Here is a 13,394-nt window from a genome sequence, read left to right as displayed (position 1 = left end):
CGTTGGCAGCCGCTTCACGCGTTCCCGTTCACATCGTCACCGGCTTTTTAGGTAGCGGCAAAACCACGCTTATCCACAGCCTGATCGAACAAAAGCCTGTGGATGAGAAGTGGGCGATTTTGGTCAACGAATTTGGTCAGATCGGCATTGATCAGGCGATGTTTGATACGCGCGATGATGTGGTAGTGAAAGGGTTGCCCGGCGGCTGCCTATGCTGCCAACTAGCGTTCGTGCTCCAGGCGGCGCTGGTCAATTTATTAGCGCGTAGCAAGCCCGACCGGGTGATTATCGAGCCATCGGGCCTTGGTCATCCAGCGGGGTTATTAGATTTACTGCGCGGCGAGGCGTTTCAAGACGTGGTGGCGGTGCAGGATATCATCGCCACGCTTGACCCACGCCGATTGGATGAAGCCCGCGTGCGCGAGCACGACACGTTTCAGGACCAGCTCCACATGGCCGACGCCATCGCCATCACCATGGGCGAGCAGGCAAGCAGCGCCCAGCATCAACAAGCGCAGCAGTTTATCGGCACGCTATGGCCGGCCCGTAAATGGGTGTACACCGTTGAGGAAGGGGTGCTGCCGGTGTCGCTCATCTTGGACAGCGGCCAGGCGCGCCAACAAGATCAGCCTGCGATGCCTGCCGAGCATCAGGCTCTGGCAGCCGGCCCTAGCCTAGAGGGGGCTTTTTTCGATTTTCCGCCCCCTCCTGGCCAGCCCCAACAGCAAACCGCCACTGCCCTGGGTTACACCAGTACGGGCCTGCGCTGGCACCCTACCGAGCGATTCGACCTCGACCATCTCGCCCATTGTGTTGGCGAGCTGCCCGCGACGGCGCGGGTAAAGGGAGTGTTCCACACCACCGACGGCTGGAAACGGTTCAACCGCGCAGACGGCGCGCTCAGCGTTGCCAGCAGCGCCTGGCGGCAGGACTCACGGCTTGAGGTCATTACCCCCGACGCCATTGAGCACCAGCCACTCATCGCGTCACTGCACGCACAGCTGGCCAGCTCACGGGCGTGAGTGCGCTGACACCATCGCCTCAATCTCGCCGACCGGGGCCGGACGGCCAAACAGATAGCCCTGAAAGGCGTGACAGCCATGGGCCATCAGCCACGCCTGCTGCGCTTCCACTTCCACCCCCTCGGCAATCACATCCAGGTTTAAGCTCTTCGCCAGGGCAATGGTACTTTCCACAATCGCCGCGTTTGCTTTGCTCTCGAGCACTTGCTGCACAAAGGATTGGTCAATTTTCAGCTGGTCCAACGGCAGTTGGGCCAAGTAAGCCAGCGACGAGTAGCCGGTGCCGAAGTCGTCCAGCGAGAAACGAACGCCCAAGGCTTTTAGACTGAGCATTTTATCGCGTGCATCGTCACGCGCCTCTACAAACAGCGTTTCAGTGACTTCTAATTTCAGCTGCTCTAGCGGCGCTTGAGTGCGCTGAAATACCTGCTCGACCCGCTGCAGAAAGTTGTTCTCGCGGAATTGTAGTGGGCTGATGTTCACCGAAATCGTGAGCCTATTCAGCAGCGGCGAACCTGCCCACTGGGCTAACTGCTGGCAAGCCTCTTCCAGCACCCACTCCCCGACATCATTAATCAGCCCTGTGCTCTCTAGCAGCGGTATAAACTCGCCCGGCGAGACTAACCCACGCTCAGGGTGCTGCCAGCGCAGTAGGGCTTCAACGCCTATTAATCTACCCCGACGATCAACCTGAGGTTGGTAATGCAGCCGCCATTGCTGATGCTCAAGCGCTTGGCGAAGCTCCGACTCTAGTTTTACCTTAGCTAGCAGTTTTGCCTGCATGGAAGGGTCAAAAAAGCGCACTGCTCGTCGGCCGCTGGCTTTCGCTTGAGAAAGTGCCATATCTCCCTGTTGAAGGTAGTCGTCTGCGCTGCGCTGGCTATCTGCGATGATCGTAATACCTACGCTAGCGGTGACTAACGCACTCTCTTCCCCCACGCTGATCGGCTCATCCAGCGCCGCCAGCAGCTTATACGCGATATGTTCAGCCAGTTGCTGAGTTTGCCGTGGGCTACCATCAATCCCTTCAATCAGCACCGCAAACTCGTCGCTTCCCAACCTTGCCAAGGTGTCAGTATCTCGCAGCATTCGCCCAAAGCGCCGGGCAACACTTTGCAACAGCTGGTCGCCCGCATGGTGGCCTAGGGTATCGTTAACATGATTAAAGTTATCAATATCGATCAGGATTAACGCGCCGCAGCGCTGATGGCGGTTCAGCTCTTTTAGCGCTGTGCCAATACGGTCAATAAACAGCCGCCGGTTAGCGAAACCCGTAATGGGGTCATAAAAAGCAAGCTGGTGGATCTCCTGCTCGGCCGCCTTGCGCTCACTGATATCACTCATCGTGGCAACGTAGTTCGTGAGGTTACCGTCGGCATCATACACTGCACTAATCGTCAGCCACTCAGGGAACAGCTCGCCGTTTTTACGCTGATTCCAGATCTCTCCTTCCCAGTTACCCGTTGCCATAACGCTACGCCACAGCCGACGATAAAACGCAGCGTTATGGTGGCCGGAACTAAACATACGCGGGTTTTTGCCAATCACCTCCTCATCGCTGTAACCGGTAATACGCTTAAAAGTATCATTAACCTTCAGAATATTGCCCCGCGCATCGGTCACCATAATGCCTAAATGCGCCTGGAATGCCGCAGCGGCGATTTGCAGTTCAACCTCGGCTTGCTTCGCGTCGGTAATATCGCGGGTCACAGAAAGCACTCCTTCAAAGTATTTTGCTTTGCTTGCCAAGGGGCTAACAGTGGCATGAAAGTAACGTTGCTGTTGGCCTAGCATTAGCGGGTATTCAAACGTCGCCACCTGACGGGTTTGCTGAACTTGATGAAAGATGGCGTCAAAGGTGTTTGCCAACGCGGGGGGGAAACACCTGCTGATAGTGCAATCCTAGCGCTTGCTGGCTACCCAAGAGTAGCTTGTCCTTTACGATGGCATGGATAACAGTGGAAGATACACCACCGCGACTCTATGGGCGCAATGCCAGATAGTGACGCTTCGCTTTTTTGATGTATATCAATTTTTTGTTAAACGCAATGCAGCAACCCCCTCTTTTTTCCTGATCAAGAGACAGTTATGGCATCACTAGGCCAAATGAGCGACTACGAAATACGCCTGATCCGCATTTTTAAGACGGTCGTTGAGTGCGGCGGTTTTACCGCTGCGGAAACCACCTTGGGGATTAGTCGCTCGGCCATTAGCCAGCATATGAACGACCTGGAGGGGCGTCTGGGGTTTTCCCTATGTCAGCGAGGACGCGGCGGATTCAGCCTAACAGAAGAGGGGAAAGAGATTTATCAGGCAGGGCTAACGCTGCTTACGGCGCTGGAGACCTTTAAAAGTGACGTTAACGCGCTGCATCACACTATCAAAGGCGAATTGAATATCGGTATTACCGATAACCTCGTCACGCTACCCGCCATGGATGTGACCCATGCGTTGGCAGCACTCACCGCCCCTCATCACGAGGTAACGGTCCATATTCATATGGAGCCATCGGACGCGGTGATTCGCGGCGTGATGGATGGTCACCTGCATGTGGGGGTAGTGCCTGCGGTGAATTTGCCCACCAGTTTAGAAACACGGCTGTTGTACGACGAACCTTCTTACTTATACTGCTCCGCCGAACATCCCCTGTTCAGCGTGCCCGATGAGGCATTGAGCCTTGCACAAATCGCCAGCCACCCGGCGATTCGCCCGCGCTACCCCCTACCTGATGCTGCACGCCAAGCCCACGAAGCACTCAACCTACAGGCTTCTGCCTCGGACCGAGAAGGGGCCGCCTTTCTGATTTTGACCGGACGCTTTATGGGCTTTCTACCCGAACATGTCGCCGAGCAGTGGGTGGCAGCTGGCAAGATGCGCGCGCTTCACACCGCTACTCAGCACTACCGCATCCCGTTTGTACTGATTACCCGCCATGACCGCCGCCCCAACCGCGTGGTGGATGCGTTTTTGGGGTTTATCAGTGGGGGGGGGCTAAGCCTGACAAAGCTCGGCTAATTGCCGAGCTTTGTCATACAGCCACTATCATCGACAGCCGATCAGGATTGCTCTGTCACCTCGCTGGCCATCACTGGCGCAGGCCCCGCCTTTGGAGATGACGCCAATACCTGGCTTGCGACGTAGTAAACAATCGCCCCCAGCGCGGAGCCAGTGAACCAGCCGTAGTCATAGAACCAGTTCATCGTGCCGGTTAACAGTGACAGTAAGGTCAGCACAACAGGAACCCCGAAAGCGATAAAACCGGCCATGTTGACCGCAGGATAGGCGTGACTATCCAGGTACAGGCTGGGTACATCCAGGCGCTGCTTTTTAATCAGGAAGTAGTCCACCGCCATAATGCCCGCAATGGGGCCTAACAGACTGGAGTAACCCAGCAGCCAATTGGAGTACATCTGCTCAAGAGACACTCCAGGAGGAATGATGCCTGCCTTTTGTAACAGGTCATAGCCCATCAGCAGCACTCCCACCGCACCGGTTATCAGCACGCCACGCGTCTGGTTGATCACTTTTGGCGCTATGTTCTGAAAATCATTGGTAGGTGAGACGATATTAGAAGCGGTGTTGGTCGAAATAGTGGCAATAATGATCAATAACATCGCCATAATGACCCAGAAGGGGCTGTCGATATAACCGATTAACCTCACCGGATCTGCAACGGTTTGCCCTACTAGCGATTCAGACGCAGCGGTTAGCACAACCCCAAGGGCAGCAAAGAAGAACATCGTCAGCGGTAGACCAATAATTTGACCTGCAATTTGATCTTTTTGGCTTTTGGCAAAGCGGCTGAAGTCAGGAATATTTAGTGAGAGAGTCGCCCAAAAACCCACCATGGCGGTCAAACCGGCAAAGAAATAACCATAAACGGAAGCCCCCTCAGGGCGCGATGGCGGTTGAGCCAGCAGCTCGGTCATCGACATATGCGGCCACGCCCACATCATCAGGCCAACGCCTACGGCCAACAGCAGCGGTGCAGCCAGCGTTTCCAGCCACTTAATCGACTCCGCTCCGCGAATGACCACATACAGGTTCATCGCGCCGAAAACAAAAAAGCCAATCACCTCCCCCACGCCACCCAAAGCAGCCCAGGCAGGAATTAGCTCCGACAGCAGCAAATGGATAGCTAAACCACCAAACATGGTTTGAATGCCGAACCAGCCGCAGCCCACCAGCGCACGTACTAGGCACGGCACATTCGAGCCCAAAATACCGAAGGATGAGCGCAATACCACCGGAAAAGGAATCCCGAACTTAGTGCCAGGAAAGGCATTCAGCGTCAGTGGAATCAGTACGATGACGTTGGCCAGCAGGATGGCAAAGAGCGCCTCCCCCACGCTCAAGCCGAAGTAGGCGGTTAGCACCCCACCCAGCGTATACGTGGGCACGCAGATCGACATCCCCACCCATAGCGCCGCGATATTCCACTTACTCCAGGTACGCTCACTTGCCTGGGTAGGTGCAATATCTTTATTGAAGCGGGGACTATTACGCACGTCCTCACCAACATTAAGTTCAATCAACCCCTCTCTGTCTACCATCTGGGTTCTTGAGCCAGTCATTTTATTCTCCTCAGCAGCGACATTGCCGACCGCAGGTACGGGTTCAGCTTTTGTCGCAGCAATAAGCATGCCTAAACTGAAGACAGGATCGTTAACTTATTGAACAAAAAGCTGACTTGATCGACAGATAGGCAGTCACTACCTACGCGCTTGTTATTGTTTTCGCCAATGTATAGCAAACCCACTAAAAACCTTAGTTCGTTAAAAAAATATTGCACCATAAAAGCACCATAAAAAGTGCACAAACCAGTCAATGAAAAATCAAATTACTGATTTTAAAAGAATTTAAAAACCACCAAATATGTGCAAACACTCACTAAATTAGCAAAAAAAGATCACATAAAAAATAAAAACAAATAAAATCAATTGGTTAATAGATAGCCGCACACCCCATAAAAAAACCTTGAAAAGTGACTACGTAAAGGTCTATGTTCAAAAAGCTGTCAAATATGACAACTTTTACTCATAACAATAAACATTTGGCTTTAAGCCGATGTCACTACACGCCAAGCGACCGCCGTATTTGCTAATCCGTATTAGCAATACATGGTTTTACCTGACCGTTAATCACCGTTATGCGCTAGCAGACGGTTGGTGCGTATGACACGAGAGGGCTTTGTATGCAGAAGATGAAAATCGGCCTGGTTCAAATGGGCCTAAAAACCAGTACCGACCTGGAACCCGCCGCTATTCGAGACACAATGAACGAAGCGCATCTGCCGCTGATAAAACAAGCCGCTGAACAAGGTGTGCAAGTACTGTGCTTCCAGGAAGTGTTTAATCAACCCTACTTTTGCCCCAGCCAGGACAGCAAATGGTACGCCGCTGCCGAGCGGGTGCCGGAAGGCCCCACCTGCCAGATGATGCAGAAGCTCGCCGCCGAACACCGTATGGTGATCATCGTCCCTATCTATGAAGAGACCGAGACCGGCGTTTACTACAACACGGCAGCGGTGTTCGACGCTGACGGTAGCTATCTGGGCAAATACCACAAAACACACATTCCCCAAGTGGCTGGCTTTTGGGAAAAATTCTTCTTTAAGCCTGGCCAATCTAACTGGCCGGTGTTCGATACCGCCTACGGCAAGATCGGCGTGTATATCTGCTATGACCGCCACTTCCCTGAAGGCTGGCGAGCACTGGCCCTTAACGGTGCCGAAGTGATCTTCAACCCCTCCGCGACTGTGGCCGGGCTATCCCAATATTTATGGGAGCTTGAACAACCCGCCTCGGCCGCCGCTAACGGCTGCTTCATCGCTGCCATCAACCGCGTGGGCAGCGAAGCGCCTTGGAATATCGGCGACTTTTACGGCTCCAGCTACATCGTTAACCCACGCGGCAAAATCGAAGCCCAGGCCAGCGAAACGGAAGACGAGCTGCTGGTACACGAGATCGATTTAGACATGGTGCGCGAGGTGCGCAACAACTGGCAGTTCTTCCGTGACCGCCGCCCGGAAACCTACACCCGCTTAACCGACGGCGAATAAGCCCCTCAGTCAATTATCCCAGGAGTGAATCATGAGTTTATTGATCAAGGGCGGCACCGTCGTCACCCACGCCGACACCCACCGCGCTGACGTGCTCTGCGTCGATGGAAAAATCCACGCCATTGGCACCGATTTAGACGTGCCGGAAGGCTGCGAGATTGTCGATGCCAGCCACCAATTGGTGATGCCCGGCGGTATCGACCCCCACACCCATATGCAGATGCCGTTTATGGGTGCGGTGGCCAGCGAAGATTTCTACACCGGCACCGCCGCGGCTATGGCAGGGGGCACCACGACCATCATCGACTTTGTGATCCCAAGCCCCGGCCAGTCGCTGCTGGAAGCGTTTAACACCTGGCAAGGCTGGGCCGAAAAAGCCGCCACCGATTTCGCTTTCCACGTGGCGATTACCTGGTGGGATGAGAGCGTCAAAGAAGAGATGGGGACGCTGGTGCGGGAGCACGGCGTTAACAGCTTCAAGCACTTCATGGCCTACAAGGGCGCGATCATGGCCACCGACGATATCCTGGTGGAGAGTTTTTCCCGCTGCTTGGAGCTGGGTGCAGTACCCACCGTTCACGCAGAAAACGGCGAGCTGGTCTACCACATGCAGCAAAAGCTGCTCGCCCAGGGGATGACCGGGCCAGAAGCGCATCCGCTTTCCCGACCACCTCAGGTGGAAGGCGAAGCCGCCAGCCGGGCGATTCGTATTGCCAGCACCCTGGGGGCGCCGGTTTATTTGGTACACGTTTCCACCAAGGACGCGGTGGACGAAATCGCCTACGCCCGCCAGCAGGGCCACCCGGTATTTGGCGAGTGCTTAGCGGGCCATCTAGTGATCGACGACAGCGTTTATCAAAACCCCGACTGGGCAACGGCGGCTGCCCATGTGATGAGTCCGCCCTTCCGCCCTAAGGGTCATCAGGAAGCGCTGTGGCACGGCCTTCAATCTGGAAACCTGCAAACCACCGCCACCGACCACTGCTGCTTCTGCGAAGAGCAAAAGGCCGCTGGGAAAGATGACTTCACCAAGATCCCCAACGGCACCGCAGGCGTGGAAGACCGCCTGGCCGTGCTGTGGGACGAAGGCGTGAATACCGGCAAGCTATCGCCCCAAGAGTTTGTCGCGGTCACCTCTACCAATACCGCCAAAATCTTCAACCTCTACCCGCGCAAGGGGGCGATCCAAGTGGGCTCCGATGCTGACATCGTGGTGTGGGACCCGAACGGTACGCGCACGATCTCCGCGAAAACTCACCATCAGAACGTCGACTTCAACATCTTCGAGGGCAAAACGGTGCGCGGCATTGCTCGCCACACCATTAGCCAGGGCAAGTGGACATGGCGGGACGGTGAACTCCATGCCGAGCGCGGCGCAGGGCGCTACTTAAAGCGCCCCGCCTACCCCGGCGTGTTCGAGCTGCTCGCAAAACGTGCCGAGCTGAATGCACCCGTGGCGGTAACTCGCTAATCCCAGCACCTACGAAGAACAGAGCAATGGAGAAACGACCGTGACCCATTCACTTGATCATCTGCCCAGCGCAAAAGAGGTCGGCACCTACGACCCAGCGACGTTGGCGCATAATTTCAGCGACCTTCACCCGCCGCTGACGCCACGCCAGGCCATCATTGAAAGCCAGCGCTGCCTCTACTGCTTTGACGCGCCCTGCGTCGAGGCCTGCCCGTCGGATATTGATATACCGAGCTTCATCCGCCAAATCAGTGAAAACAACATTAATGGCGCAGCGGAAACCATTCTGAAAGCCAATATCCTCGGCGGCAGCTGCGCCCGCGTATGCCCCACCGAAATTCTCTGCGAACGTAGCTGCGTGCGTAACCACGACGCCGAGTGCCAGCCGGTGCTGATTGGTCTGCTCCAGCGCCACGCCACCGATCATATGCAGTTTGAGAGCCACCCGTTTAAGCGCGCCGCCAGCACTGGCCGCCACATCGCCGTGGTAGGTGCCGGGCCTGCGGGGCTCTCCTGTGCGCATCGTCTTGCCATGCTGGGCCATCAGGTGACGATTTTTGAGGCCGAGCAAAAACCCGGCGGGCTCAACGAGTATGGTATCGCCCGCTACAAAATGACCGATGACTTTGCCCGTAAAGAAGTCGAGTTCTTACTGGAAGTCGGCGGCATCGACCTTCAGTACGGCCAGCGCCTGGGCGACAACCTTACCCTCGACACCCTGCGCCAGCAGTACGACAGCGTATTCCTGGGTTTGGGGCTAGGGGCCAGCCGTACGCTGGGACTAACCGGCGAGGATGCACCGGGCCTGATGCCTGCGGTGGACTACATTAAAACCCTGCGCCAGACCGATGACCTGGGCAGCTTGGCCGTGGCCAAGCGCTGCATCGTGATTGGCGCGGGTAACACCGCGATCGATATGGCCACGCAAATGGCGCGGCTGGGCGCGGCTGAGGTCACGCTGGTGTATCGCCGTGGCGTTGAGGCGATGTCCGCCACCGACCATGAACAGGAGATCGCCAAAGCCAACGGCGTACGCATGATCACCTGGGCGCAGCCCGACGAGATTCTGCTGAATGAGCAAGGGCAGGTGGCAGGCATGCGCTTTGCCAAGACTCAGGAGCAGGCGGGCCAATTAACGGCCACCGGAGACACCTTCGAAATTGCTGGGAATGCCATCTTCAAGGCCATCGGACAGGGCTTCGCTGGCGAAAGCCTGCGCGACGCCACTGCCGCGGAGCTTGCCCGCGACGGCGAGCGCATTCACGTCAATGAGATGTTCCAAACCTCTCTGCCCAACGTTTACGCCGGAGGCGACTGTGTGAAACCTGGTCAGGACCTCACCGTACAAGCCGTGCAGCACGGCAAGCTGGCGGCTCACGCCATCCATCAATCGCTCGCCGCCCAGCAGGAGGCCGCATGAACACTACGCCTTTCAACACCCTCTCTTTTCCAGGCAAGAAAAACAGCGGCGACAGCGTGGTGAACGGCGTTGATCTGTCGGTGAATTTTGCTGGTATCAAAGCCCCGAACCCGTTCTGGCTGGCCTCGGCCCCACCCACCGACAAAGCCTATAACGTCGTGCGTGCCTATGAAGCGGGCTGGGGCGGCGTGGTGTGGAAAACCCTTGGCGAAGAGCCTGCGGCAGTCAACGTCTCCTCCCGCTACTCCGCTCACTACGGCAAAAACCGCGAGGTCATCGGCTTTAACAATATCGAGCTGATTACCGACCGTTCGCTGGAGATTAACCTTAAAGAGATCACCCAGGTGAAGAAGGATTGGCCCGACCGGGCGCTAATCGTCTCCATCATGGTGCCCTGTAACGAGGAAGCCTGGGCGTACATCTTGCCGCTGGTAGAAGCCACCGGTGCAGACGGGATTGAGCTCAACCTGGGCTGCCCTCACGGCATGCCGGAACGCGGCATGGGCGCGGCGGTGGGCCAAAACCCGGATCTGATCGAAAAAGTCACCTACTGGTGTAAGAAGCATTACTCCAAACCGGTGATCGTCAAACTCACCCCCAACATTACCGATATTCGCGTGGGTGCCCAGGCGGCGCTACGTGGCGGCGCGGATGCGGTCTCGCTGATCAACACCATCAATTCCATCACCAGCATCGACCTGGACAACATGGTCGCCAAGCCCACCGTAGGCCACCAGAGCACCCACGGCGGCTACTGCGGCAGCGCGGTGAAACCCATCGCCCTGAACATGGTGGCAGAAATTGCCCGTGACCCAGCCACACCCACGCTACCTATTTCCGGCATCGGCGGTATTTCCACCTGGCGGGATGCGGCGGAATTTATCGCCCTGGGCGCAGGCAGCGTGCAGGTGTGCACCGCTGCCATGCTCAACGGTTTTAGGATTGTAGAGGAGATGAAAGACGGCCTCTCCCGCTGGATGGCAGAAAAAGGCTACGACTCCATTGAGGCGTTTTCCCGCAAGGCGGTGCCGCACACCACCGACTGGAAGCATCTGGATATCAACTTCAAGACCATCGCCCATATTAACCAGGATTTGTGCATCGACTGCGGCCGCTGCTATATCGCCTGCGAAGACACCTCTCACCAGTCGATTGCCAAACTCACCGAGCAGGACGGCGCACGCCGCTACGAGGTCATCGAAGACGAGTGCGTGGGCTGCAACCTGTGCCAAATCACCTGCCCCGTAGAGAACTGCATCACCATGGTGCCTCAGGAAACCGGCAAACCCTTCCTCGCCTGGGATAACGACCCGCGTAACCCCTTCCGTGTCGCTTCATAACCACCCAGGATGATCACTCTAACGACCGCCTCCTTTATAGGAAGCGGTCGCATTTCCACTTTCAAAACGTACGCGTAGGAAGGCAGCATGCTCTCGGACTAGTTCCAGCATGGCGGTCGCTGCTGCAGAAGGTGAGCCACGCGAGGGAGTAATAATGCCTAATGACCGCGGAACGTGTGGGGCCGTTAAAGGCCGCCAGCCTATGCCCTCCGCGGAAATCTGGCGAAAGCTGAGTGAAGGGAGCGCAGCCACCCCTAAACCTGCGGCCACCATCCGTCCGGCGGTGCCAATTTGGCTGACTTCACACATCAAATCCATTTCAAGGCTCAGCTCTTTTAAGACGCTCTCTATCGCAGCACGCGTGCTCGACAAGCGACTCACGCCGATAATGGGGTAGCGCAGTAGCGCCTCCCAAGGCACGGTGTCCATAGCTAATAAGGGGTGCCCATCCGGACATACCGCGACAAAGTAGTCTTCTACAAGCGGCTCAAAATGGGTTGCTTCTGCGCGCAGCGGCTGTACCGATAGCCCAATATCGGCCCGATGATCGCTAACAAGATCATCTACCTGGGAGGCTAATACATCGTGAACGCTGATGGCGATATTAGGAAATCGACGCCGATAGTCGGCGAGCACGGTCGGCAAAAATCCCGCCGCTAATGTCGGCAGCGCGGCGAGCGTTATTTTGCCTCTCTGTTTATTGAACAGCTCTCCCAGATCGCCCAGCGCCTCATCCCAATCGCCAATCAGCCGTCTAGCCGTGGGCAGAAAGAACTTTCCTTCCGGAGTGAGCTGTACGCCTCGCGGCGAGCGATTAAACAGGACACCGCCAACACACTCCTCCAATTTTCGAATAGCAATACTCAAGGCTGGCTGCGACATGTGCAGGCGCTCGGACGCCTCAACGAAGCTGCCGAACTCGGCAATCGCCACAAAGGCTTTTAGTTGTCGGATTGAAGGCTGCATAAATAAAGTAAAAGTCTCGTTCGTATAATTATATTAGACAAATACTAGCAGGCTCTCTCATTCTTAATAAGTCAAATGACACGCATCTTCTGGAACCAACAACCCACAATACCCAGAGAGAGCAATTGCTATGTACTCACTAAAAACGCCGCTCTTAACCGCCATTCTCAGCGCTGGCTTAATCGCAGGCACGGCTGCTCAAGCAGAAGAGCAGCTGTTAATTGGCTCAACCTCTACATCGTCTAGCCAATACGGCTATTTCGTCGCCGTTGGGCAAATTATTAATCAGCATGTGGATGGTGTGCGCACCTCGGTCGTAGAAACCGGTGCCACAGTGGACAACTTGCGCCGCATTTTAAGAAACCAGGTCGACATGGGCCTCGTCACCACGAACGTGGGCTATCACGCCTATGCGGGTGAAGGAGAGTTTGAAAGCCGCCCCGTCGATAACCGCCTGCTTTGGGTCTATTCCCAAGCACCACAAAATGTCGTGATGCGCGAAGACTCTGGCGTGACCAGCATGGCGGAATTGGACGGTGCCCGCCTCAATCCTGGCATCACCGGCTCTGCCACCGAAGCAACGACGATTGCCGTCATGGAGACGCTGGGCCTAACCCCTGAGTATGTGCGTGGCTCTACCACAGACGTGGTTGCCGGTGTAAAAGACAATCGCATGGCGGGGTACGTCAAATCTGGCGTAGGTGAAAAGCTGGATGGTTCCTCCATGGATATTGCAACGTTTACGCCGATCCAAGTGCTGTCGCTTAGCGATGAACAGGCTGAAACGCTGAATGAACAGATGCCTGATATTTCCGTGGTCAATATCCCCGAGGGAGCGGCGGATGGCATGCCCGCCTACACGACCTGGAGCTTTGGCTTAGCGATGCACGCAAGCCCCGAACTTGATGAAGAAACGGCTTACCAAATTGTTAAAGCCGTGATGGAAAATCCCGAACCGCAGGTCAGTGCGCTCGCTAATCTCGCCGATGTTGATATCGCCGAACTCACCCTTAGCAGCGGAACAGTGCCTTTTCACCCTGGTGCCGCACGCTATTTTGAAGAGCAGGGATACGATATTCCTGACCGTCTGATGCCATCAGAATAAGGGAAGGAG

General features: G+C 55.9%; 10 protein-coding genes. 7 read left to right on the top strand and 3 right to left on the bottom strand.

Annotation, left to right across the window (positions count from 1 at the left end; genetic code table 11):
- Positions 1-2 precede the first annotated feature (2 nt).
- The gene (locus AC13CN_RS15775; RefSeq protein WP_474791303.1) at positions 3-1,022 is read left to right on the top strand and encodes a CobW family GTP-binding protein; all 1,020 of its coding nucleotides are present in this window, start codon (positions 3-5) and stop codon (positions 1,020-1,022) included.
- Here AC13CN_RS15775 and AC13CN_RS15770 read toward each other — a convergent pair.
- The gene (locus AC13CN_RS15770; RefSeq protein WP_483053258.1) at positions 1,011-2,732 is read right to left on the bottom strand and encodes a putative bifunctional diguanylate cyclase/phosphodiesterase; all 1,722 of its coding nucleotides are present in this window, start codon (positions 2,730-2,732) and stop codon (positions 1,011-1,013) included. The two genes, AC13CN_RS15775 and AC13CN_RS15770, sit on opposite strands and share 12 nt — an antisense overlap.
- 378 nt (positions 2,733-3,110) lie before the next feature.
- Here AC13CN_RS15770 and AC13CN_RS15765 point away from each other — a divergent pair, with 378 nt between their 5' ends.
- A complete protein-coding gene (locus AC13CN_RS15765; protein ID WP_483053257.1) occupies positions 3,111-4,037 on the top strand; it encodes a LysR family transcriptional regulator in 927 nt (308 codons plus the stop codon).
- A gap of 41 nt (positions 4,038-4,078) precedes the next feature.
- On the opposite strand, the gene AC13CN_RS15760 is transcribed toward AC13CN_RS15765, so the two are convergent.
- The gene (locus AC13CN_RS15760) at positions 4,079-5,596 is read right to left on the bottom strand and encodes an NCS1 family nucleobase:cation symporter-1 (protein ID WP_058578183.1); all 1,518 of its coding nucleotides are present in this window, start codon (positions 5,594-5,596) and stop codon (positions 4,079-4,081) included.
- Positions 5,597-6,216: 620 nt separating this feature from the next.
- Between AC13CN_RS15760 and AC13CN_RS15755 the strand changes: the two genes are divergently transcribed.
- The 4 genes from AC13CN_RS15755 to preA are packed head-to-tail and all read left to right on the top strand — an operon-like array spanning position 6,217 to position 11,314.
- Positions 6,217-7,083 (top strand): nitrilase-related carbon-nitrogen hydrolase, encoded by an 867-nt coding sequence (locus tag AC13CN_RS15755; RefSeq protein WP_058578145.1) that lies wholly within the window; start codon positions 6,217-6,219, stop codon positions 7,081-7,083.
- Positions 7,084-7,114: 31 nt separating this feature from the next.
- On the top strand, positions 7,115-8,554 hold the full coding sequence (gene hydA / locus AC13CN_RS15750) for a dihydropyrimidinase (RefSeq protein WP_058578144.1): 1,440 nt from the start codon (positions 7,115-7,117) through the stop codon (positions 8,552-8,554).
- Between the two features lie 40 nt (positions 8,555-8,594).
- Positions 8,595-9,974 (top strand): NAD(P)-dependent oxidoreductase, encoded by a 1,380-nt coding sequence (locus AC13CN_RS15745; protein WP_058578143.1) that lies wholly within the window; start codon positions 8,595-8,597, stop codon positions 9,972-9,974.
- Complete coding sequence (gene preA, locus AC13CN_RS15740; RefSeq protein WP_058578142.1) at positions 9,971-11,314, top strand: NAD-dependent dihydropyrimidine dehydrogenase subunit PreA; 1,344 nt, start codon at positions 9,971-9,973, stop codon at positions 11,312-11,314. Before AC13CN_RS15745 ends, preA begins: the two co-directional genes overlap by 4 nt.
- 18 nt (positions 11,315-11,332) lie before the next feature.
- Here preA and AC13CN_RS15735 read toward each other — a convergent pair whose 3' ends face one another.
- Positions 11,333-12,280, bottom strand: coding sequence for a LysR family transcriptional regulator (locus AC13CN_RS15735; RefSeq protein ID WP_063610144.1), 948 nt, complete (start codon positions 12,278-12,280; stop codon positions 11,333-11,335).
- A 130-nt stretch (positions 12,281-12,410) separates the two neighbouring features.
- Between AC13CN_RS15735 and AC13CN_RS15730 the strand changes: the two genes are divergently transcribed.
- Positions 12,411-13,385 carry a TAXI family TRAP transporter solute-binding subunit gene (locus AC13CN_RS15730; protein WP_058578141.1) on the top strand — a complete coding sequence of 325 codons (975 nt, stop codon included), beginning with the start codon at positions 12,411-12,413 and terminating at the stop codon, positions 13,383-13,385.
- The last annotated feature ends 9 nt before the right edge of the window (positions 13,386-13,394 follow it).

It is taken from the genome of Vreelandella sp. L-25, assembly GCF_056857535.1.
This window is presented reverse-complemented; position numbering and strand designations above follow the sequence as displayed.